The 22886-nt window shown below is 59.4% G+C and carries 15 protein-coding genes; 9 read left to right on the top strand and 6 right to left on the bottom strand.

Translation table 11 applies throughout. From position 1 onward, the window contains the following. The first annotated feature begins 87 nt into the window (after positions 1-87). Positions 88-4692, top strand: coding sequence for a dermonecrotic toxin domain-containing protein (locus ACNYC6_RS14035; protein WP_419712769.1), 4605 nt, complete (start codon positions 88-90; stop codon positions 4690-4692). Here ACNYC6_RS14035 and ACNYC6_RS14030 read toward each other — a convergent pair whose 3' ends face one another. After that, positions 4693-6246 carry a PLP-dependent aminotransferase family protein gene (locus ACNYC6_RS14030; RefSeq protein WP_419712768.1) on the bottom strand — a complete coding sequence of 518 codons (1554 nt, stop codon included), beginning with the start codon at positions 6244-6246 and terminating at the stop codon, positions 4693-4695. Between the two features lie 92 nt (positions 6247-6338). On the opposite strand from ACNYC6_RS14030, the gene ACNYC6_RS14025 reads away from it, so the two are divergent. The 4 genes from ACNYC6_RS14025 to ACNYC6_RS14010 all read left to right on the top strand — a co-directional run bounded on the left by ACNYC6_RS14025 (position 6339) and on the right by ACNYC6_RS14010 (position 10531). Beyond that, a complete protein-coding gene (locus tag ACNYC6_RS14025; RefSeq protein ID WP_419712767.1) occupies positions 6339-6968 on the top strand; it encodes an FMN-binding negative transcriptional regulator in 630 nt (209 codons plus the stop codon). A 2-nt stretch (positions 6969-6970) separates the two neighbouring features. Continuing rightward, entirely contained in the window at positions 6971-7417 is a 447-nt protein-coding gene (locus tag ACNYC6_RS14020; protein ID WP_419712766.1) for an N-acetyltransferase family protein, read from the top strand. Positions 7418-7434: 17 nt separating this feature from the next. Then, on the top strand, positions 7435-8106 hold the full coding sequence (locus ACNYC6_RS14015; protein WP_419712765.1) for a GNAT family N-acetyltransferase: 672 nt from the start codon (positions 7435-7437) through the stop codon (positions 8104-8106). Between the two features lie 268 nt (positions 8107-8374). Continuing rightward, positions 8375-10531, top strand: coding sequence for an autotransporter domain-containing protein (locus ACNYC6_RS14010; protein ID WP_419712764.1), 2157 nt, complete (start codon positions 8375-8377; stop codon positions 10529-10531). Positions 10532-10702: 171 nt separating this feature from the next. On the opposite strand, the gene oadA is transcribed toward ACNYC6_RS14010, so the two are convergent. Further along, complete coding sequence (oadA, locus tag ACNYC6_RS14005; protein ID WP_419712763.1) at positions 10703-12511, bottom strand: sodium-extruding oxaloacetate decarboxylase subunit alpha; 1809 nt, start codon at positions 12509-12511, stop codon at positions 10703-10705. An 11-nt stretch (positions 12512-12522) separates the two neighbouring features. Next, entirely contained in the window at positions 12523-13938 is a 1416-nt protein-coding gene (locus ACNYC6_RS14000; RefSeq protein WP_150704976.1) for an acetyl-CoA carboxylase biotin carboxylase subunit, read from the bottom strand. Positions 13939-14128: 190 nt separating this feature from the next. On the opposite strand from ACNYC6_RS14000, the gene ACNYC6_RS13995 reads away from it, so the two are divergent. After that, entirely contained in the window at positions 14129-15091 is a 963-nt protein-coding gene (locus ACNYC6_RS13995; RefSeq protein ID WP_419712762.1) for a LysR family transcriptional regulator, read from the top strand. Here the strand turns inward: ACNYC6_RS13995 and ACNYC6_RS13990 are convergent. Together ACNYC6_RS13990 and hexR are read right to left on the bottom strand one after the other, a co-directional pair. Beyond that, on the bottom strand, positions 15033-15245 hold the full coding sequence (locus tag ACNYC6_RS13990; protein ID WP_419712761.1) for a PA3496 family putative envelope integrity protein: 213 nt from the start codon (positions 15243-15245) through the stop codon (positions 15033-15035). The genes ACNYC6_RS13995 and ACNYC6_RS13990 overlap by 59 nt on opposite strands. A 201-nt stretch (positions 15246-15446) precedes the next feature. Beyond that, positions 15447-16313, bottom strand: a complete 867-nt coding sequence (hexR, locus tag ACNYC6_RS13985; protein ID WP_007927594.1) for a transcriptional regulator HexR — start codon at positions 16311-16313, stop codon at positions 15447-15449. A gap of 347 nt (positions 16314-16660) precedes the next feature. On the opposite strand from hexR, the gene ACNYC6_RS13980 reads away from it, so the two are divergent. Continuing rightward, positions 16661-16975 (top strand): hypothetical protein, encoded by a 315-nt coding sequence (locus tag ACNYC6_RS13980; RefSeq protein ID WP_419712760.1) that lies wholly within the window; start codon positions 16661-16663, stop codon positions 16973-16975. 62 nt (positions 16976-17037) lie between these two features. Here ACNYC6_RS13980 and ACNYC6_RS13975 read toward each other — a convergent pair whose 3' ends face one another. Beyond that, positions 17038-19908 (bottom strand): EAL domain-containing protein, encoded by a 2871-nt coding sequence (locus ACNYC6_RS13975; RefSeq protein ID WP_419712759.1) that lies wholly within the window; start codon positions 19906-19908, stop codon positions 17038-17040. A gap of 259 nt (positions 19909-20167) precedes the next feature. Here ACNYC6_RS13975 and uvrD point away from each other — a divergent pair, with 259 nt between their 5' ends. Both uvrD and ACNYC6_RS13965 read left to right on the top strand, forming a co-directional pair. Beyond that, positions 20168-22351, top strand: coding sequence for a DNA helicase II (gene uvrD / locus ACNYC6_RS13970; RefSeq protein WP_419712758.1), 2184 nt, complete (start codon positions 20168-20170; stop codon positions 22349-22351). 83 nt (positions 22352-22434) lie between these two features. After that, positions 22435-22875 carry an EamA family transporter gene (locus ACNYC6_RS13965; RefSeq protein WP_419712757.1) on the top strand — a complete coding sequence of 147 codons (441 nt, stop codon included), beginning with the start codon at positions 22435-22437 and terminating at the stop codon, positions 22873-22875. Positions 22876-22886: the final 11 nt, after the last annotated feature.

Raw genomic sequence — 22886 nt, 5'->3', positions numbered from 1 at the left:
TATGTACCACCTGCCCTATAGGGCGCATGAGTACTTTCAGTGGCAGCCGGCAAACGCCGCCCTACCCCTCGAACCGGTACCCAACCCATGCACGAATCCTCCCCGATCAACATTGCTCCACTGTTGAACAAAAGCCGTCTGGTCGAGTTGACCAGCAGTGGGCCAACCCTGCACGACGCCGCTGTGCAACTCTTGCGCACGGCTCTGAAAAAAAACCTCCCCGAACACCACATAGACCCCGACAACGCCATGCTGATGACACCCATCTGGCAGCAGGAGGGTGTCGTCCTGATCACTCGCAGCAGCCATTTCGAATCGTTGACCCTCGCACTGGTGCGCCAGGCGTTCAATCAGACTTCAGCCAATTACATCGAAGGCGAACACTTCGTCACCCTCACCCCGCGCGCCGCCGACCCTATACACCTGGCAGTGGACATGGATGCGATCACCACCCTGTTGAACGAGTGCGCGCCAGCGCTGTTCATCGCCTTTCAACAGAGCCAACTGGACTACTGGAACGCCCTCACGAAACAGCTGCCACGCTGGCAGGTATTCGCCGACACATTGCAGCAAGCCTTGAATGTGCAGTCGGTCAATGGCTGGGATGCGGATGAATGCAGACTGGCGCGGCTTGTTTCGCAATACCCGGATAAAGCGGCGCGCCAAGCCGGCGTCGGAGCGTTGTCAAACGTGCGCGCTTGTCTGCTGGATCTCGATCTGACCTTCGAACTGGCAGAGAGCAGCAAGACCCAACACCTGATGCTGGCCGGCGCGCTGGTGCTGAGCGCAACCCTGGGCAGTCGCGAATTAATCGTGATGTACACCATCACCGACGGCTATGAATCGTTCGGCTCCATGGCGCAACTGGGTTCGGTGCTTGCGGTCAGGATGGGCATCGAGTTGGGTGGTCAGACCCTCAAATGGCGGCTCTACGAACCCGAGGAAAGTGTGTTCGATGCGATGGTCTGTGCCTTGATCGGCAGCCAGATCGATTCGATCGATGCACTCGACCCGAACACCCGCTCCCCCTTGGCTCGACTGCCCATGCGGCAGGACCAGGACAACACCATCAGCGCCAGCGAAAACACGCGTCTTGAGCAACTGGAAAATGCGATCCCCGAATGGCTGAGGGCCAGCTCACTCGAAGATATTCAGACTTACGGCAACTGTCTGTTCGAACTCGGCAAATTACGGAGTGCCGCCGACAGTGAGGTGTTCGACAGTATGGATATACCGCCCATTCAAACCTATGCGCAAAAACAAATGTGCGATGCCATCGTCGCCAGCAAAGCCAATCAAAGCGCCAGAACCGCGGCGCAGTTGCGACTGGACGAGCTGCGAATCAGCATCACCGAAAGCTTCGAAGTCGACAGCCTGACGCTGCCCGACCCAAGTAGCGTCAGAGTCGAAACGCTTGGCGAATTTGCCCTGAAAAACACTGCGCCCTACCTTGCAACCGTCGCCTATGTTGACGGTTCACCCGCGCCTGCCTGGCTCACGGACGCCTTTGTGCTGAGCATCGCCAACCAAATCAACGTCGGTGAAACCTATCCACAACTGATCAAGCGAACGCTCATCGACGACCCGGAGCAGTCCCGACGGCACCGACTACGCTACAGTCGGCAATTACCATCGCTCCTGCGCATGCTGGCGCTCGAGTGCAAGCTCAAGGGCGAGGGTAACGTCGATGAGGTGGGTTATCGTCAGGTCTGCCGGTTGATCGAGTCGATCCAGGGCGGCGCGCCCTCAAGCGAATGGCCGGTATCGATACGTCCGCTGGCATTCATGCCCCGCGCCCGGCTGGGCAGTACACCGGACACAGTCACCAACATGTACGTGATCGGGCCACAAAAGGGACTCAAGGGACCCTGCCTGCTCTATCGCCCGCTGCTCGATCACCCGTTGCGCCAATTTCCGTCCGAGCAAAACATGCTGTACGCGTTTTACCAGTCCGGAGAACTACGCGACTCGATACTGGCCTGGCTGCCCACGCCCGCGCTGAGTTTCGATTATGCCCAGTACGTGTTTTCCAGCGAGCTACCCTCTCTCTGGACCATTACCGAACTGGCCTTCGAACCGCTGATCCATCTGGATCTGACCGCGTCCGTCGATCTGGCGGATGCACCTTTGCAGGGCGACGTGTTCTCGACCCTGTTTACCCACAACAGTCAGGCCATGGCCGAGCTGGCCGACCGCCAATCGACCTCGAACGCCGAGCGTCGCTGGGCATTGCTGGCAGAAAGTGGCTGGGCACTGTTCAGTGTCACGACCAATTTCCTCAGTGGTCCTGCAGGCACCGCGATCTGGGTCTGGCAAAGTATCAATCAGATCCAGCAGGCGCTGGATGCCCATGAGCGCGGCGACACGATTGTGCAGTGGTCATCGATTGGCGATGTATTGCTGACGTTGGGCATATTACTGACGCAATGGGTGGCGGCGCGTCGAATCAGGCTTTCACATCCGCAAGGAGCCGGCCCGAAACGTGCGGTCGTCCACGAGTCACCTGTGATCACGCCCATCTCCACAGAGGCCGTCATTATCGAGCATGACCCGGTCTTGCTCGACTCCCCGCTGCCTGAGCCCCACTTGTCTGCCCTGGTACCTGCCAGGCCAACCCGCAGCAGTGCCGGAGCCCAATTTCTGGCCAACATCGATCAACTCAAGGTGGCGGCACCAGAACTGGCCGAAGGCGCGCAACCCAACGCTCAACACGTCTACGTAGTTGGCGAAAGACATTACGCGAAGGTCGGAACGCGCTGGTTCCTGGTGAGTGCCGAAGCGGATGAGCCGGCGTTTGTCCTTGACCCGAAAAATCCGGACATCCCCAGCTTCGGCTTGCGCTTCGATACAACGGCCGGTTACTGGCACTGGGACCTCAAACTGCGCTTGCGCGGCGGCGCCCCCGGCGGCCGGATTGCCGCGCTGCAGCGTGAACGGGCCAATCGAAAAGCGTCGGCGTGGGCTGCACTGCAGCACTTCATCGAGCAGGAGGCCGCTCGCAAGGCGAGCCTGGATGAGGCATTGGCACCGCTGGAAACAGGCGACGCGAACGCCGTATTGTCCGAGGAAGAACTCACCACATACATTGCCAAAGCCGATGAGTTGGCCAGCGGCTACGGCCAGGCTCTGGATGACCTCGAGACCTGGCGCGAGGCGGGCGGTGCGGGCGCATTTTATCAGTCGCAACTGATGCGCCTCACCGTGGAACAACATCGCTATTACAGCGGCTGGATGCGCATGAAATTGCGTGAGTACGCCAGGATCGTCGCGCCTCAACTCAGTGCCCTGGAGCGTGGAGACACGCGAACCCGTGCAGTACAAATCGAGGTGGCGAAAGAAGCCATCGCCGTCAGCGATGAAATGATCGATCGCCTCGCGCGCATGCAGGCGTCACTGGCGCGGCTGTCGGGGCATTCCGGTATCACTCGCAAGATCGCGGGCAATCTGGAGCGGTTAATGCCTTCCTTCTCGCGCCATGATCTTGAGGCCAATGAAATAGGCATGTCCATCGAGCTCAGTTTGCGCGACGCGCCCGACAGCGACCTCGCCAGGATACGCCCGCTCGTCGCCGCTATATTCGACAACGCCGCTGAAGCCGGCCACGCCCTCGTCGAACGGCCACGGGCTGTCAAGCCAGCAGGCATTCAAGCGCTTGATGCCGATCAACTCACCGTCATGGTGGACCGCCTGGCCGACGCCGAACAACGCCTCAAGGAGTTGTCTGCCAGTGCGGCCGAACAGCTCGAACCGATTCGATTCACGCGCGTTCAAAGGCTGGTCGGCGAATTTCATCAACGGGCACGTAACCGCCTGCTCACATTACTACCGGAGCCAGAGGAACTGCCGGTGGCGGCAATGGCCAGGCTTGAGCCGGTACCTTCGACTTCACGCATGATCGGCAAGGTCAGCAAATCTCGTCCACGTCTCGTCGAGACACCGAAAACCCCATCGACCAAAAAACCGGAAGCGGCTGAAGACGTGCCGGTCATAAAGCCGCCGCGCGCGCATGCGGTGAAGGTTCCGAGTCTGGACGACGACGAAACCATTGCCAATGCGTTGGCGTTGACCGTAGACCTCAATGGCCTGCTCGAACACCTGCGCACGGATGCCAGACTGCCCTGGCGTGTTCCGGCGGACATGCAGGACCTGTTCGATCAGCAGGCCACACGCCTGGAGCAGGCCGCCACGCAGGTCGATGCGGTACAGGAACGCAGACATGGCGACTTCCCGGTGGGCGAACTGAGCACGGAGTTACGCCAGGGGGCTGCGAAGGCCCGCCGCGAAGGTATCCGCGTCTATGGCGCCATGCTCATGACCCGAAAACCCCGGGAGGCGTATCTGAAATGGCTGCATGACCATGGCCAGGTTGAAGTCGTCAAGGACGAGCGCGGGCGAATCAAGACCCGCCAGCGCAAGGACTACTTTCAGGAATACCGGATAATCGACAAGACCCGGCAGGACCGACCGCTATGGGTTGCACACTTTCACTATGACCGGCTCAACGACCCCGATGATCGATTCACCGCAGCACATCTCAAGTTCGCCGACAGTTTTCTGCAACAGTTGCCGACGCAGACACGCCAGCAACTGGAAAACTTCGATGGCGTCGACAACGCCCTGCGCAGAATCGTTAATCCGCAGGTGCGAGCGCTGTTTGTAAAACCTGCGCAGCCGGTTTCTGTACAGGGCTGATCACTCACACCAGACCCTGCGCAACCGGTCCAGCGCGGCTTCGATCGCCGGCTCCGGCACCGCGGCGAACCCCAGCACCAGCCCGGCACGCTGATCCAGTGGCGTCTGCGAATCGGCTAACCAGTAATCGCTCAGGCCGTTGACCTCGACTCCAACGGCTTGAGCTTTTTCGATCAGCGCCTGTTCGCGGGCTACGCTGCTCACCGCAACCGTCAAGTGCAATCCGGCCATGACCCCAGGGAGGTCGCCCACGCCTTCGATACCTGTCGGCCAGTGCGTCAACAGACAATTACGCCGCGACAACGCCGCACGGCGCATGCGCCGAATGTGTCGCTGGAAGTGCCCGGCGGCCATGAATTCGGCCATCACGGCCTGAGTACTGACCTCAGAGTGACGCACATCCACCGCACGCCTTCGGGCAAACGCCTGCACCAGGCCCGGCGGCAACACCAGATAGCCCAGACGCAGCGCCGGGAACGCGACCTTGCCGAACGTTCCGACATACAGCACCCGCCCTTGCCGATCGAGGGCGGCCAAAGGCGCCAGCGGTGCACCGCTGAAGCGGTACTCGCCATCGTAGTCATCCTCGACGATCCAGCCTTGCGTACGCTCGGCCCAGGCCAGCAACTCGAGCCGACGGGCCAGACTCATGACCACCCCCGTGGGGTACTGATGTGATGGCGTGACATAAGTCAGGCGGCAATCCTTGAGACCCGCCAACTGGTGACAGTCGATCCCTTCGCTGTCCACTGCCACCCCGTGCAACCGGGCACCGGCCACGGCAAAGGCATGACCGGCCGCACGATAGCCTGGATTCTCGATCGCCACACCGTCGCCCGCCTCCACCAGCAACTGTGCACAAAGACTTATCCCCTGCTGTGCGCCACTGGTGATCACAATTTGCTCAGCCGTGCATTGCATGCCACGGGAGCTGCGCAAATAGGCCGCGATCATCCCGCGCAACCGCGCATCGCCCGCCGGGTCGCCATAACACAACTGCTGCATATCCGGCTTGCGCCAGAAAGCCGCATTCAACTTGGCCCAGACGTCGAACGGGAACAGATCGAAGGCCGGAACGCCGACCCGAAAAGCACGCGGCGGACCACTGGGCGGCAAGGCCAGATGGTTCTTTTCAACCCGCTGCAACGCATCGCTGTGGATAACTTTCCTGGATAAATCAACAGGTAATTCCGGCAATTTTGTGGATAAACCTGTGGGTAAGCCTGTTGAAAACCCTGTGGATACTTTTGTGGATAGTTTTTTCGAGGGTAATGCGTTTTGCGGTAATTGGGCGACATACGTCCCGTCTCCGACTCGCCCTTCAATAAAGCCTTCGGCGTACAACTGATCGTAGGCGCGCACCACGCTGTTGCGGGAAATCGCCAGTGCCGCCGCCAGATCACGGCTGGCCGGCAACCGCGTGCCACCGGCCAGACGCCCGTCCAGCACGCGCAGACGCAGCGCCTGATAGAGCTGACGGCTCAAACCCTGACGGCGGTCGAGTTCGATACCGGCCGGATTGAACGGCATGGACAGCGTAGGCGATTCGGACATGACAATGGACCTATGAAATTGGTCATCAATGGCTCTTACAACAGACCAATAGCGTGCCTAGGATGCAGGCATTCGCCAAGGAAAATCTCTTCATGTACAAACCCCGCGCCTTTGCCATCGACGAATTGTCCCAACTGCACGAACTGATGCTCGCCACCCGTCTCGCCATTCTGGTGACCCACGGTAAAAGTGGCCTGCAGGCCAGCCATGTGCCGGTGCTGCTGCATCGCGAACAAGGTGCGAACGGGACGTTGTACGGTCATTTGGCCAAAGCCAACCCGCAGTGGAAAGACCTGCGCGACGGCGCCGAAGCGCTGCTGATTTTTGCCGGTGCCGATGCCTACGTCAGCCCAGGCTTCTACCCGAGCAAGGCCGAACACGGCAAAGTCGTGCCGACCTGGAACTACGTCGCCGTGCACGCCTACGGTCACGCCGAAACCTTCAGCGACGGCGGGCGGTTGCTCGACATCGTCAGCACCCTCACCGACCGTCATGAAGCTGGCCGCGCCCAACCGTGGTCAGTGGCCGATGCCCCCGCCGATTACATCGACGGCATGCTCAAGGCCATCGTCGGTTTCGCTATTCCCATCGACCGTCTGGAAGGCAAGCGCAAGCTCAGCCAGAACCGCAGCCCCGCCGACATCGCCGGCGTGCGCAATGGACTGGCCGCCAGCCCGGACGTCAACGACCAAACCCTCGCCCAATTAATGCCCAAGGAATGAACATGAGCCAGATCGAAATCCGCCAGGTCAGCGCCGACGACCACGCCGCCTGGCTGCCGTTGTGGCAGGCCTACCTGCGCTTTTACAAAACCGAATTGCCGGAGGCCGTCACCCAAAGCTCCTGGCAGCGCATGCTCGATCCGAACGAACCCACCCATGCCGCTCTCGCCTGGGCTGATGGTAAAGCGGTGGGCATGGTGCATTTCATCTACCATCGTTCGAACTGGGCCATCGAAAACTCCTGCTACCTGCAAGACTTGCTGGTAGCGCCGGAAACTCGCGGCACCGGTGTTGGCCGGCAATTGATCGAGTTCGTCTACACCACGGCCAAGGCCGACGGCTGCAACAAGGTCCACTGGCTGACCCACGAAACCAACGCCACCGCGATCCAGCTCTATGAGCGCATCGCCGAACGCCCGGGTTTCATCCAGTTTCGCAAAGCCATTTAAGGTTCAAGGAGAACAACATGTCGACTTCACTCGCAGACTGGAAAGGCGTCCCGGCCCCCACGACACAACTGATTGAAGGGCGCTTCATCCGCCTGGAAAGACTCGACCCGGCACGGCATGGCGACGACTTGTTCAACGCCCTGCAAGGCCCCGGCGCCGACCCGAAACTCTGGGACTATCTGCCTTACGGCCCCTTCCCAGAGCGCAGCGCTTTCAATGACTGGCTGAACAATCACGCCGCCGCCAGCGACCCATACTTCTTCAGCGTGATCGATCGCGCCAGCGGAAAAGTACAAGGCATCCTCAGTCTGATGTCGATCGTCCCGGCACAGGGTCGCATCGAAATCGGCCACGTGACCTTCGGCGCACCGATGCAGCGCTCACCGAAAAGCACCGAGGCCGTTTACCTGCTGGCCAAGGAATCCTTCTCCTTGGGCTATCGTCGCCTTGAGTGGAAGTGCAACAACGGCAACGCCCGCTCCAAATACGCGGCCGAGCGTCTGGGCTTCAGTTTTGAAGGCGTGTTCCGCCAGCACATGGTGGTCAAAGGACAAAATCGCGACACCGCGTGGTACTCGATTCTGGATTCGGAGTGGCCGGCGATTGCGGCGGGGTTCGAGCGCTGGCTGAGCGACGAGAACCAGACGCCGTCCGGGCAGGCGAAAGGGTTGGTCGAGTGCCGTTCCTGAGTCTGTAACAGCAGGGGCCGGCGTCCACCGTAATCACGGGCTGACCGGGCAGTGGCAGATGAGTTTTTGAGATTGCCAGCAGGTTACATCTGTAACCGCAGTAGGAAAAAACGCCGCAACGACGGGGTAAAACCAGCCGTTCCCACAGTCACGGAAATTTTCCACAGAGGAAACTGATAGAAGCCGCAAACCTGTGAGAAGTAGCTGACATCGGCCCTGCGGGCCTTCAACTTAGAGTTTGGCCTCCCGTCAAAAGAGGCCTTGCTTGATGCCCGTTCAACACAGATTTCGACCAAAACAACTGGCCTTGGCCATCACTCTCGCGGTGGGTTGCGCTCAATTCGCGCAGGCACAAGAACCGCCTGCCCAAGTACCGACACCTGAAGAACTGATCGGTTTGCTCGACCAATTCGCCAGCGATCCGGCGACTCACAAAACACCGGTTACTACAAAGGCCTACACCGATCTCTTCGATGATCGGGATGACCTGATCACCGTAACCGGTCGAGGCAGCTTTGCCGGCCCACTGGATGGTGCCGGGGGCATCAACGTTCTGCAGCTCGATGCAGCGAAAGGCACCTTGGGTGAAACCCGAAATATTGACGGGCTGGAGGTCATGAGAGGTAAGTGGACCCTCAGCAAGGAAGGATTGGGGGGCTTCGAAAAAGGCGTCATGGTTCGGCCGAAAGCCAACCTTACCAACGAGGGATACATCTGGGGTCATGCCATTGTCCAAGGCGCTCTGCTCAACAGAGGCGCAATTGGTGGCGAAGCGGTTGTGATGGCTGGCGGTGATCTGATCAACCCGGGAATCATCGGCGGTAGTGTCACCGTCAATGAAAACGGCCACTTTGCTGGCCGAGGAGCGACCGGCACATTGAATATGCTTGGCCGCCTGACGGTTGATCACGCTCATGGCGCACCGCACATCAATGGCGATCTGAACCTGTCCCGCAGTGCAACACTGGCTTACGAGGTGGATGCAGCCGGTGCAAGTGAAACCATCCTGGTGAGTGGAACTGCCAATCTCGGCGATGCGACTCTCAAACTGGTGACTGCCGGGGACTACCCACAAAGCAGTAAGCACACCCTGCTCAAAGCCGAAAAGGTTGAAGGTCGCTTTGGCGCTATCGAACACGACCTCGCGTTCATGACGCCAACGCTAGATTTCAACGCTCAGGATGTAAGCCTGACTTACGCTCGCAATGAGGTGCCCATCGAAAACGCAGCCACCACTGAAAGTGCTCGCGAGATTGCCAAAAAAATTGATCAGACGCCTAATGCTGCCCCCTCTGCGGTAGCGTCCCCGAAGACGGCTTCGGGAGTGGCTTCCGGGGTGGCCGTATCAGCCGTATCCACTGTGACTTCTTCTCCAACTGCTCCCACCCAGCGCACTGAATCTTCCCCTCCGACAAGCAAAGCCCTCGTCGCCCTGCTCGGCAGCAACAGAAACACCGCCGCGCTGGCACTTGAGCAACTCGCCGCCGGCAGCAATGCCAACCTGGCAAAAGCCACGTTGAGCGCCGTGAGCCCGGTCAACGACAGCATGCGGCTGGCGATGCGTCAGTTGGACAGTGGTAAAACATCGAGCAACGCAAGTGATGCCAATGGCAGAATCTGGATCCAGGTACTGGGCGATGGTGGCAAGATCGATCGCGACACCGACAGCACACTGAAACACGCCACCGAGGGCCTGGTCGCGGGTGCCGACTGGCGTCTCGACGAGCAATGGCATGTCGGGCTTATCGGCGGCAAATCGCAGACCACGCTGGATGCCCGGCATTCCGATGGCGACCTCGACAGCTGGCACGTCGGTGCTTATGCCGTTCGCCAGGACGGCCCTCTGGCGCTGCGTTTCGGCGCCACGTATGCCAGCCACGACGGCAGCAGCAAACGTCGAGTGGCGTTCAATGGTTTCAACGACCGCCTCAAAGGCCATTACGACGCCAGCACCCAACAGGCCTTCGTCGAGGCGGGTTACAACTTCGGTCAGGGCGGCGTCACGCTCGAACCCTTTGCGAACCTGGGCTACCAGCGCTATCAGCGCGACGGCTACAGCGAAAAAGGCGGCGACGCCGCGTTGAAAGTCCACGGGCAATCGCAAAACAACCTGATCAGCACCTTCGGTCTGCGTGTGGCAAAAACCAACACCCTGGGCAACGGCATGCAACTGACCCCTCGACTGAGTGCCGGCTGGAAGCACACTTACGGCGAACTCGACCTGCACACCCGCCAGCAATTGCTCAACGGTGGCATCACTTTCGAAATCGCCGGGGCGCCACTGGATCGCAACAGCCTGACACTCGATGCCGGCCTCGACCTGGCCCTGTCCACCAACCACACGCTGGGTATGGGCGTCACCGGTGAAGTAGCGACCGACAGCCGCAATGCCGGCGTAATGGGCCAATGGCGCATGGCGTTCTAACCGATCTCCCCGTAGGAGCTGCCGCAGGCTGCGATCTGTTGATCTTGTCTTTTTTCAGAAAACAACTTCAAAAGATCGCAGCCTGCGGCAGCTCCTACAGGGTTAAAAAAAGCAAAAAAAGGGGAGCACATGCCCCCCCGAGGTTTAAAGCGTTGGATCGAGGCCGTTAACTCAGCCTTCGATCTCGATCAGGATCTCGCCCGGGTTGACCCGGTCACCCTTGGCCACATGAATCGCGGTGACCTTGCCGGCAATCGCTGCCTGGACTTCGGTTTCCATCTTCATCGCTTCGGTGATCAGCACAGCCTGGCCGGCCTTGACGGTGTCGCCTTCCTTGACCAGCACATCGACGATGTTGCCCGGCATGGTGGTGCTGACGTGGCCCGGCGCAGTGGCTTGCTTGCGCTTGCTGCTGCCGCCGCTGACGAATTCGTTGAGCGGTTCGAACACCACTTCTTCCGGCATGCCGTCGATGGACAGGTAGAAGTGACGCTTGCCTTCCGCCTTGACGCCGACACCCGTGATGTCGACGCGGTAGGTTTCGCCGTGAACGTCGATGACGAACTCGGTGGGTACGCCTTCGCCGCCAGCCGAGGCCACTTTGCCCGCTTCCGGAATCGGCAGCAGTACTTCAGGAGTCAGGGTGCCGGCGGCACGCTCTTCGAGGAATTTGCGGCCGATATCCGGGAACATGGCGAAGGTCAGCACATCTTCTTCAGACTTGGCCAAGGCACCAATGTCGGCACGCAGCTTGGCCATTTCCGGCTTGAGCAGATCAGCCGGACGCACGTCGATCACTTCTTCGCTGCCAATGGCCTGGCGACGGAGCTTCTCGTTCACAGTGCCCGGCGCCTTGCCGTAGCCGCCTTGCAGGTACAACTTCACTTCGTTGGTGATGGTCTTGTAGCGCTCACCGGCCAGCACGTTGAAGAACGCCTGGGTGCCAACGATCTGCGAGGTCGGGGTCACCAGCGGCGGGAAACCGAGGTCTTCGCGAACACGCGGGATCTCTGCCAGCACTTCGCTCATGCGATTCAGTGCGCCCTGCTCTTTGAGCTGGTTGGCGAGGTTGGAAATCATCCCGCCCGGCACCTGATTGACCTGCACGCGGGTGTCGACGGCGGTGAATTGGCTTTCGAACTGGTGGTACTTCTTGCGCACGGCGTAGAAGTACAAGCCGATTTCCTGCAGCAGTTCCAGGTTCAGGCCGGTATCGAATTCGCTGCCTTTAAGGGCGGCGACCATCGACTCGGTGCCTGGGTGGCTGGTGCCCCAGGCGAAGCTGGAGATTGCGGTGTCGATGTGGTCGGCACCGTTTTCGATGGCCTTCATCTGGCACATCGCGGCCAGGCCAGCGGTGTCGTGCGAGTGGATGAACACCGGCAGCGATTGCTCGGCTTTCAGTGCCTTGACCAGTTCGCCCGTGGCGTACGGGGTCAGCAAACCGGCCATGTCCTTGATCGCCACCGAGTCGCAACCCATGGCTTCCATTTGCTTGGCTTGCGCAACGAAGGCCTCGATGGTGTGCACCGGGCTGGTGGTGTACGCAATGGTGCCTTGGGCGTGTTTGCCGGCAGCTTTCACGGCTTCGATGGCAACGCGCAGGTTACGCACGTCGTTCATCGCGTCGAAGATGCGGAACACGTCGATGCCATTGACCGCGGCTTTGGCGACGAAGGCTTTGACCACGTCGTCGCTGTAGTGGCGGTAGCCCAGCAGGTTCTGACCGCGCAAGAGCATCTGCAGGCGGGTGTTAGGCAGCGCGGCGCGCAACTGGCGCAGACGCTCCCACGGATCTTCTTTCAGGAAACGTACGCAGGCGTCGAACGTCGCGCCGCCCCAGCACTCCAGCGACCAGTAGCCGACTTTGTCGAGCTTATCGCAGATCGGCAGCATGTCTTCGGTGCGCATGCGGGTCGCGAGCAGCGATTGATGGGCGTCGCGCAGGATTGTGTCGGTAACGTGGATTTGCTTGCTCATTGTTCTATTCCTCACAGGCCTGCGTGGGCGGCGATGGCGGCGGCGATGGCCAGGGCCAGCTCTTCGGGTTTGCGCTTGATCGAGTAGTTGGTCAGTTCAGGATGGCTTTCAACGAAGCTGGTGTTGAACTGGCCGCTACGGAATTCCGGGTTACGCAGGATTTCCTGGTAGTACGCGGCGGTGGTCTTGACCCCTTGCAGACGCATGTCGTCGAGGGCGCGCAAGCCACGGTCCATCGCTTCTTCCCAGGTCAACGCCCACACCACCAGTTTCAAGCACATGGAATCGTAGAACGGCGGAATGGTGTAACCGGTGTAGATCGCCGTGTCGGTACGTACGCCGGGGCCGCCGGGTGCGTAGTAACGGGTGATCTTGCCGAAGCTCGGCAGGAAATTGTTTTTTGGGTCTTCGGCGTTGATCCGGAATTGCAGGGCGAAACCACGGTGGTGGATGTCTTCCTGTTTCACCGAAAGCGGCAGACCAGAAGCAATGCGAATCTGCTCACGGACGATGTCGATGCCGGTGATTTCTTCGGTGATGGTGTGTTCCACCTGCACCCGGGTGTTCATCTCCATGAAGTACACCTCGCCCTCGGCGAGCAGGAACTCCACGGTACCGGCGTTCTCGTAACCCACGGCTTTGGCCGCACGCACCGACAGGTCGCCAATGTAGGCGCGCTGTTCAGGGGTCAGTTGCGGGCTCGGGGCGATTTCGATCAGTTTCTGGTTACGACGCTGGATCGAGCAGTCACGCTCGAACAGGTGCACCACGTTGCCAAAGCTGTCACCGAGGATCTGCGCTTCGATGTGCTTTGGATTAACGATGCATTTTTCCAGGAACACTTCCGCGGAACCGAATGCCTTGGTGGCTTCGGAAATGACCCGTGGGAAGGCTTGTTCGAGTTCTTCGCGGCTGTTGCAGCGACGGATACCGCGACCGCCACCACCGGACGTGGCCTTGAGCATCACCGGATAACCGATGCGATCGCCTTCGGTCAGGGCTTCTGCGATGTCCGCGACGTTGCCTTCGGTGCCCGGAGTGACCGGCACGCCAGCCTTGATCATGCTGCGGCGGGCTTCAGTCTTGTCGCCCATACGCCGAATCACTTCAGCCGATGGACCGATGAATTTAATTCCGCGCTCAGCACAGATGTCCGCCAGCTCGGCGTTTTCCGACAGGAAGCCATAGCCGGGATGCAGTGCATCACAACCGGTTTCCACAGCCAGGTTCACCAGCTTGCGCGGGTTCAGGTAACCGGCCAGCGGCTCGGCACCGATGCTGTGGGCCTCGTCCGCACGCTTCACATGCAAGGCATGGCGGTCGGCGTCGGAATAGATCGCGACCGAGCGAATGCCCATTTCGGCGCAGGCACGCACGATTCGTACGGCAATCTCACCACGGTTGGCGATCAGGATCTTTGTTATCACTTGGAGTTTCCCTTGAGCCGGTGGTACCCACGACCTGCTAGACCAGGTCGACGCGTGACCAAATGTTTCAATTCGGTCGCAGGTCCACACTAGCGCCCACAAGGGATTAACAAAAATGAATAATTATTGGGTCATGCATAAGTAAAGACTTATAGTTGAGACACCAGCCTACGGCGAGAGCACCCATAAAATGCGTAAGTCATTGATGCGTATGACATTGCGTCAGTTGCAGATTTTCAATGAAGTCTGTGATTTGCGGTCCTACAGCCGCGCGGCCGACGAAATGTCGCTCACACAACCGGCCGTAAGCCTACAGATTCGTCAGCTTGAAGAGCTGATTGGCCAGCCTTTGTTCGATTACGTCGGCAAAAAACTCTACATGACGGAAGCAGCCGAAGCACTGCAACGCGCCAGTCGGGACATTTTTGGGCGCCTGGAAAACCTCGACATGCAACTGTCCGACATGCAGGGCTCGTTGCAGGGCCAGTTGAAACTGGCGGTGGAATCCAGCGCCAAATATTTCGTGCCCCACCTGTTTGCCGCGTTCAAGCGCCAGCATCCTGAGGTCAATCTGCAACTGACGGTGGTCAACCGAGGCCAAGTGATTCGACGCCTCTCCGACAACCGGGATGACCTGGTGATCATGTCGATGGTGCCGCAAGACATGGGCCTGGAGTTCTTGCCGTTCCTCAATAACCCGATTGTCGCCGTGGCACCACCGGATCATCCGCTGTGTCACATGGGGCCGCTACGTTTACAGGATCTTGAGCCTTACACCCTGCTGTTGCGCGAATCCGGCTCCGGGACGCGCATGGCATGCGAAGAGTACTTCAAAGAGAAACGCGTGCACTTCAACCAGACTCAGGAAGTCTCGTCAGCCGAAGCCCAGCGTGAATGCGTGCTGGCAGGTCTGGGCGTAGCGCTGTTGACGCGCCACGCCCTGAACCTGGAACTGGCGACCGGCGGGTTGATCGAGTTGCCGGTCGAAGAACTGCCGCTGTACCGAAGTTGGTGCCTGGTGCAGGCCAAGGCTAAACGGTTGTCACCGGTGGCCCACGCATTCCTTGCGTTTGTGCGCAGCGAGCGAGTGCAGATCAGCGGCCTGGTTGAGCGCTTCGACGGGAAGTTGTCGGTGCGGCCTGCCAGTAATTGAGTTCGAGTTCTTCAGGATAATCGCCAATCTCGGCCAGAAGCTGACGGCGCTCACAGCGATCTTCGATAGCGCGGCGAAATTCCATGCGGCGCTGGTCTTCTTGCTGACGACGGGTTTTGACAGCGCTGTTGCGTTCTTCGTAAGGCAGGGCCATTTCGAGTCTCCCAAGACGAGTACGGGAGTTTCACGATAGGCGCGGGGGATGACGGTTTGGCGGCTCGGGCGTTACAGACTGATGAAAATTGCGGTGTATTCGAGGCCGCCATCGCGAGCAAGCTCACTCCCACAGGAGAACGCGGTCAAAGGTGGGAGCGAGCCTGCTCGCGATTAAGGTCGGAACGACCTTACGACGACGTCAGTCGTCAAGCGCTTTCACCGACTTGGGCGACAACCGCAAGCTGCGCAGGCTGCGCTTGACGCTCTTGAGGTGGTTGACCAGGCTCGGTCCCCGCGCCATGGCCACGCCCATCGCCAGCACATCGATCACCACCAGGTGAGCGATACGCGAGGTCAGCGGCGTATAGATTTCGGTGTCTTCATGCACATCGATCGCCAGGTTGACGGTCGACAGCTCGGCCAATGGCGTCTGGCTCGGGCATAAGGTGATCAACGAAGCACCACTTTCGCGCACCAGGTTCGCGGTAATCAGCAGATCCTTGGAACGTCCGGACTGTGAAATACAGATCGCCACATCGGTCGGTTTCAGGGTCACCGCCGACATCGCCTGCATGTGCGGGTCCGAATACGCCGCCGCGGTCAGCAGCAAACGGAAAAACTTGTGCTGCGCATCCGCCGCTACCGCACCCGAGGCGCCGAAGCCATAGAACTCGACGCGCTGGGCCTGGGACATCAGCGTCACCGCTCGCTGCAACTCCACCGGATCGAGCTTTTCGCGAACCTCCATCAAGGTGTGCAGGGTGGTGTCGAAAATTTTCAGACTGTAGTCGGCGACCGAATCATCTTCGTGGATCGCGAACTGGCCAAAACTCGCACCCGCGGCGAGGCTCTGGGCCAGCTTGAGCTTCAGGTCCTGGAACCCGGAGCAGCCGATGGCGCGGCAAAAACGCACGATGGTCGGTTCACTGATGCCGACGCTATGGGCCAGGTCGGCCATGGAGCTGTGCATCACAGCCGCGGGGTCAAGCAGCACGTGATCGGCGACCTTGAGCTCCGACTTGCGTAACAGGTGGCGAGACTGGGCGATGTGTTGCAGCAGATTCAAGGGGCTGGACTCTTTGTTATTGGCAGGTGCCGGGGATGTAGCACGCTTGTAGTTATACTACATGAATCGGCATTTTGCCTGCTCAATGCGTTACCGAATCCCTCGATTTCAGGTGCCCGCGCTTCATGTAGCACTCATGTCGGAGATCTGATCGCCCCCCCCAACATCAGTCTTGAGGGGTAAAAAACAAGTTGGCAGTTCTGAAAAGTTCAAAGCATAGTTATGCCTGCATCCCAACACAACATACAGCCTTACAAATACGACCAATAAAAATCACCCACTCACAAGTTGATCTGGATATATTAATTGCGCAGGAAGCAAACACGTAATTAAAGGAACTACACATTATGAGCATTAAAACAAAAGACTGGACCGCACAAATCGATCGCATGCCCGGCGCTGCATCATTCCGTACCTTTGGCACCGTAACCGTTGGCCATCCCGGCATTACGCCTACGCTGGAAAAAACTGCAATCCAGGACAAATCCTTCGATTTGCGCCTGGAACTTAAACTGGTGAAGTCCAACGAGATTTTCTTGCAGGTAGAAACCGACAAGTTTGTAGAATATAAAGTGATGGGGGACTCGAATGTCACTGGCGTCAGCATTTTCTACGATGGAAAGTTGCTGCACCACATCGACAAAGTTTTTATTACCCACTAATAACCCATCAGCTTCCTGGCTTCCCGTCGGCACCGAACGTGTCCGGCGGGAAGTTGAACCGTTCACACGGCACATTGCTCTCGTAGCAGACTCGCCAATCCGTCCGCTTCGATGGGTCGACTGATCAGATACCCTTGCACCTCATCGCAGCGCTCGGTTCTCAAAAACTCAAGCTGCTCGCGCCGCTCGACCCCTTCCGCCACCACCTTCAACGACAGGCCGTGCGCCATGGCGATGATCGCCCGAGTGATTGCCGCATCCTCGCTGCCCTCCCCCAAGCCTCGAATAAATGCCTGATCGATCTTCACGTAATCAACCGGAATCCGCTTGAGATAGCTCAGGGATGAATAGCCGGTGCCGAAATCATCAATCGCCAGTTTCACACCCAAATCTCGCAGTTGCTGGAAGGTCGCGATGATGTGCTCAACGCTGTCCAGCAACTGGCTTTCGGTGAGTTCCAGCTCCAGAAAACGCGGCGCCAGCCCGGTCTCTTCCAGTACTTGGCGCACCAGACTGACCAGTTTTCCCTGGCGCAACTGATGCACCGACAGATTCACCGACACCCGGATCGCTTCAAGGCCTTGGCGCTGCCACTCACAGGCTTGCCAGCAGGCCTGGCGCAATACGAACTCACCGATCGGTCCAATCAACCCGGTTTCTTCGGCCAGACCGATGAAATCCCCCGGAGGCACGCGTCCCATGGTCGGATGATCCCAACGCACTAGCGCCTCGGCGGCATTCAATTTGCCCGTGGCAAGGCACAGTTTCGGTTGGTAAAACACCTTCAACTGCTTCTCTTCAACCGCTTTGCGCAACTGGTTTTCCAGCTGCAACCGCTCCAGCGTGCTGGCTTGCAGGCTGTCGGTGTAGAACTGGAAGTTGTTGCCGCCCAGATGCTTGGCGTGTTGCATGGCCATGTTCGACTGACTGACCAAGGCGGAAATCTCTCGGGCACTGTCCGGCAGCAAACTGATGCCCATCGACGCACTGACCACCAGTTCATGACCCTCGACCGTCACCGGTATGCGCAACTTGTTCGATAAGCGTGTCGCCACCCGCGCGAGACTCGAAAGGTTGCCGTAGGCGTTGAACAACACAGCAAACTCGTCACCGGACAGGCGCGCGATCGTGTCTGCCTCCGGCAATGCATTGACCAGCCGCCGCGCCATTTTCTGCAACAACTGGTCGGCGACTTCATGACCCAGGCTGTCATTGAGTTGTTTGAAACGATCGAGATTGATGTGCAGCAACGCCAGGCTGCGGTAACCGCCCTGTCGTACCCGTTGATGCGCCTCGCTGAGCCGTTCGCGGAACATCGAGCGATTGGCCAAACCAGTGAGTTCGTCGTAATGGGTCAGATAACGCATGCGCTCTTCGGATTCTCGCCGGGCGGAGAGATCAGCGAAGAAGCCGACAATATGACTCACCTTTCCCCGGGGATCGCGGACTGTATTCAGGTGCAGCCATTGCGGGTACATCTCGCCGTTCTTGCGGGTCTCCACCAATTCGCCCTGCCAACTGCCGTGCTGCTCCAGCGCCTGATGAATCGCGGTGTAATGCCGGCGCGCATCGCGACTGCACGGCAACTCGATCACGTTTCGACCCAGAATTTCCTCGATGTCATAGCCCGTCACACGGCTGAAGGCCTGATTGACCGCGATCAACGCGTAATCAGGGTCAAAAATCACGATGCCTTCGCTGGCGGCCTCGAACACCGTCGCCGCCAATTGCTGCTGTTCTTCAAGCGCCTTGCTGACGCTAATGTCGCGGCGAGTGCCGACCATGCGGATCACCCGGCCGTTTTCTGCACGCTCGACTGCGCGCCCACGGTCTTCGATCCACACCCAGTGACCGTCGCCATGCCGCACGCGGTATTCGATCTGGTAATCCTCGGTGCGTCCCTTCAAATGCTCGACCAGCGCCCTTTTCAGCGCAGGAAGATCCTCGGGGTGCAGGCGTGGCTTGAGGTGGCGCAGGATTGCCGTCACCTGTTCCGGCTTCAGGCCGAACAACTCCTGAATCTGCGTGTGATGCACTTCGTCGGTTTGCAGGTTCCAGTCCCACAGCCCCAGTTCACTGGCCTTCAATGCCAGCGCCAGGCGCGCCTCACTCTTGCTCAGCGCCTGGTTGGCGGCGTCCAGCTCCAGGCTGCGCTGGGCGACGCGGCTTTCCAGATCGATCTGGATTTCGCGCAACTCGTCTTCTGCACGCCGGCGCTGCTCGATTTCCCTGGCCAGTTTCTGATTGAGCTGATCGCTACCGTTCTGTGCCTGTTGCAGATGCTCGATCAGCGCCTGATTCTGAAAGCGTCGCAACAGGCCGCGATCGATAAGGCGATTGACCTGCCAGGCGACCACACTCAATGCGCCCAGCAGAATCAAGCCGAACCAACCCCAACCGTGCTGTTGCTCGTCACCACCCCAGAACATGAAGGCGATGGCCGGCAACAGGCAAGGCAAAGTGAAAGACAGGAATGCCGGCAAACTGACCGCGTAGGCCACGCTGGCCGAGAGGGCTGCCGCGCCGATCAGGCCGAATACCCAGGCTTGCTGAATGAAGTAATCGGCGGGAACCAAGGCGATACCGGCACCGGCCAGGGTCAGGCCGGTGAGGCCGGAACCCAGTAAAAACATCCGCCGCCAGATGGGATGGGCCTGCCGATTGGGAATGGCTGAATCGAAGGCCGCCACCTGAATCACCCGCAGCGCCACCAATGACAACAACCACACCAGCCAGACGCTAACCAGGAAGTAGCGCTGCGGACTCCAGAGCAACCCGGCGCAGACCAGACCATTGATCAACATGAACAGTGTCGGCAGCAAAGAGCCCTGATAGAGCAGTCGCGTGCGTTCGACCGCCATTTCCATGGCGTACTGTTTTCGGATAACCCGGGGCTCCACGGTGGGGCCCGACAGGTCGGAGCTGAAGGTCATAGGCAATATTCTTGTTCTTATAATGACGAGCATGGGGCCCGAAACGTCGACGGAGCATACACAAGCCAGTGCCCGGACCAAACTGCCCCCGGTCAAAAAACAAACAAAAAAATCGGGCACCCGGCTCACCCCGCGAGCGGCCAGACGAGACCGGCCCACGCTTACAGCCAATGACCGACCGGTCGTCCCGCACGCCTCTTTCATCGGCTAAAGCAAAGCGGGGTTTGCCCGGTGTGACGTCGCCCCCTAGAATGCCCCGATGCGCGATGATCTCTCCCTTCTGCTGAACTCCCTCAACGATGCCCAACGGCAGGCCGTAGCGGCCCCCGTGGGTCGTCAGTTGGTCCTGGCCGGTGCTGGTTCCGGTAAAACCCGAGTGCTGGTGCACCGTATCGCCTGGTTGATCCAGGTCGAAAACGCGTCGCCCCACTCCATTCTGTCGGTGACCTTCACCAACAAGGCCGCTGCCGAGATGCGCCATCGCATCGAGCAGCTGATGGGTATCAACCCGGCCGGCATGTGGGTCGGTACCTTCCACGGCCTGGCGCACCGCTTGCTGCGGGCGCACTGGCAGGAAGCCGGGCTGAGCCAGACCTTCCAGATTCTCGACAGCGACGACCAGCAGCGGCTGGTCAAGCGGGTAATCCGCGAGCTCGGCCTGGATGAACAACGCTGGCCAGCCCGTCAGGCCCAATGGTTCATCAACGGGCAGAAAGACGAAGGTCTGCGCCCGCAACACATTCAAGCCAGCGGCGACCTGTTCCTGGCGACCATGCGCGGCATCTATGAAGCCTATGAGGCTGCGTGCCTGCGCGCCGGGGTTATCGACTTCTCCGAATTGCTGCTGCGTGCGCTCGACCTGTGGCGCGATCATCCGGGCCTGTTGGCGCACTATCAAAAGCGTTTCCGGCACATCTTGGTGGACGAGTTCCAAGACACCAACGCCGTGCAGTACGCCTGGTTGCGCCTGCTGGCCAAGGGTGGCGACAGCCTGATGGTGGTGGGCGATGACGATCAGTCGATTTACGGCTGGCGCGGCGCGAAAATCGAGAACATCTATCAGTACTCCGAGGACTTCCCGGACGCTGAAACCATTCGTCTGGAGCAAAACTATCGCTCCACCGCCGGCATCCTGAAGGCCGCCAACGCCTTGATCGCCAACAACACCGGGCGTCTGGGCAAAGAACTGTGGACCGATGGCGGTGATGGCGAAGCCATCAACTTGTATGCCGCGTTCAACGAACACGATGAAGCCCGCTACGTTGTTGAAACCATCGAAAGCGCGCTGAAAACCGGCCTGTCTCGCAGCGATATCGCGATTCTGTACCGCTCCAACGCCCAATCGCGCGTTTTGGAAGAAGCCTTGCTGCGTGAACGCATTCCGTACCGCATTTATGGCGGTCAGCGCTTCTTCGAACGGGCTGAAATCAAGAATGCCATGGCCTACATGCGTTTGCTGGAAGGCCGTGGCAACGATGCCGCGCTGGAACGGGTGATTAACGTCCCGGCCCGTGGCATTGGCGAAAAAACCGTCGAAGCGATCCGCGACCATGCGCGCCACAGCGATGTGTCGATGTGGGAAGCGATGCGCCAACTGGTGGCCAATAAAGGCCTGACCGGTCGTGCGGCCAGCGCGCTCGGCGCGTTTATCGAACTGATCGAAAACCTCGCCGCCAAGTGCATGGAAATGCCGCTGCACCTGATGACCCAGACGGTCATCGAGCAGTCAGGCTTGATCGCCTACCACGAAGCGGAGAAAGGCGAGAAAGGCCAGGCCCGGGTAGAAAACCTTGAGGAACTGGTCAGCGCTGCGCGCAACTTCGAAAACAGTGAAGAAGACGAGGACCTGACGCCGCTGGCGGCGTTCCTCGGTCACGCATCACTGGAGGCTGGCGATACCCAGGCCGACGAGCACGAAGACAGCGTTCAACTGATGACGCTGCACAGCGCCAAGGGCCTGGAATTCCCTTACGTGTTCCTGGTGGGCATGGAAGAAGGCCTGTTCCCGCACAAGATGAGTCTGGAAGAGCCCGGCCGTCTTGAGGAGGAACGCCGTCTTGCCTATGTCGGCATCACCCGCGCCATGCAGAACCTGGTGATGACCTATGCTGAAACCCGACGCCTGTACGGCAGCGAAACCTACAACAAGGTGTCGCGCTTCGTACGCGAAGTGCCCAAAGGCCTGATCCAGGAAGTGCGGCTTTCCAATAGCGTCAGTCGTCCGTTTGGTGGCAACCAGTCGATGAGCGGCGGCAGCCTGTTCAGCGGCAGCGAGATTCCGCAGACCGGTTTCAGTCTCGGCCAGACAGTACGGCATTCGGTGTTTGGCGACGGGGTGATTCTGAACTTCGAAGGCGCCGGCGCACAGGCCCGGGTCCAGGTGAACTTCGGCGAAGGCAGCAAGTGGCTGATGCTGGGGTACGCGAAGCTGGAAGCGATCTAGCTTTTCTGTGGGAGCGAGGACACTTGCTCCCACAGGTTATAGGCAGGCTCCAGACCGATATCTGAATTTAAAGGTGAGATGAGATGGGCTCAGGCTTCTTTTCATCCTGGACATTCTGGGCGCTGTTGTCGGCGGCATTTGCGGCCATGACCGCGATTTTCGCCAAAGTCGGTGTCGAAAACGTTAACTCCGACTTCGCGACCCTGCTGCGTACCGTGGTGGTGTTGGTCAGCCTGGCCTTGATTTTGTACGCCACGGGCCAATATCAGTCATTAGGATCGATCTCTCCCAAGAGCTACCTGTTCCTTTTGTTGTCAGGCCTGGCCACCGGTGCATCGTGGATTTGTTATTTCCGTGCACTCAAAGTCGGCCCGGCTTCATTGGTCGCCCCGGTAGACAAGCTCAGCGTGGTGCTGGTGGCCGTACTTGGCGTGATGTTACTGGGTGAAAAACTAGACCTGCGCCAATGGGGTGGAATCGGCCTGATTACCGCAGGGGTCGTGTTGCTCGCGCTGCGACGCTAGACATCCTTCCT

Source organism: Pseudomonas sp. NFX224, assembly GCF_048565165.1.
Classification (GTDB): domain Bacteria; phylum Pseudomonadota; class Gammaproteobacteria; order Pseudomonadales; family Pseudomonadaceae; genus Aquipseudomonas.
Note: the sequence above shows the minus strand (reverse complement) of the source record. Positions and strands in the feature narration are given on the sequence as shown.

What these genes read in the sequence shown, in the direction of transcription:
- ACNYC6_RS13965 (WP_419712757.1), top strand. Translation starts at nt 22,435, where the DNA reads ATGGGCTCAGGCTTCTTTTCATCCTGGACATTCTGGGCGCTGTTGTCG.
- oadA (WP_419712763.1), bottom strand. Translation starts at nt 12,511, where the DNA reads ATGAGCAAGCAAATCCACGTTACCGACACAATCCTGCGCGACGCCCAT.
- ACNYC6_RS14035 (WP_419712769.1), top strand. Translation starts at nt 88, where the DNA reads ATGCACGAATCCTCCCCGATCAACATTGCTCCACTGTTGAACAAAAGC.
- ACNYC6_RS13995 (WP_419712762.1), top strand. Translation starts at nt 14,129, where the DNA reads ATGCGTAAGTCATTGATGCGTATGACATTGCGTCAGTTGCAGATTTTC.
- uvrD (WP_419712758.1), top strand. Translation starts at nt 20,168, where the DNA reads ATGCGCGATGATCTCTCCCTTCTGCTGAACTCCCTCAACGATGCCCAA.
- ACNYC6_RS14010 (WP_419712764.1), top strand. Translation starts at nt 8,375, where the DNA reads ATGCCCGTTCAACACAGATTTCGACCAAAACAACTGGCCTTGGCCATC.
- ACNYC6_RS14015 (WP_419712765.1), top strand. Translation starts at nt 7,435, where the DNA reads ATGTCGACTTCACTCGCAGACTGGAAAGGCGTCCCGGCCCCCACGACA.
- ACNYC6_RS14025 (WP_419712767.1), top strand. Translation starts at nt 6,339, where the DNA reads ATGTACAAACCCCGCGCCTTTGCCATCGACGAATTGTCCCAACTGCAC.
- ACNYC6_RS13980 (WP_419712760.1), top strand. Translation starts at nt 16,661, where the DNA reads ATGAGCATTAAAACAAAAGACTGGACCGCACAAATCGATCGCATGCCC.
- ACNYC6_RS13990 (WP_419712761.1), bottom strand. Translation starts at nt 15,245, where the DNA reads ATGGCCCTGCCTTACGAAGAACGCAACAGCGCTGTCAAAACCCGTCGT.
- ACNYC6_RS14030 (WP_419712768.1), bottom strand. Translation starts at nt 6,246, where the DNA reads ATGTCCGAATCGCCTACGCTGTCCATGCCGTTCAATCCGGCCGGTATC.
- ACNYC6_RS13975 (WP_419712759.1), bottom strand. Translation starts at nt 19,908, where the DNA reads ATGACCTTCAGCTCCGACCTGTCGGGCCCCACCGTGGAGCCCCGGGTT.
- ACNYC6_RS14020 (WP_419712766.1), top strand. Translation starts at nt 6,971, where the DNA reads ATGAGCCAGATCGAAATCCGCCAGGTCAGCGCCGACGACCACGCCGCC.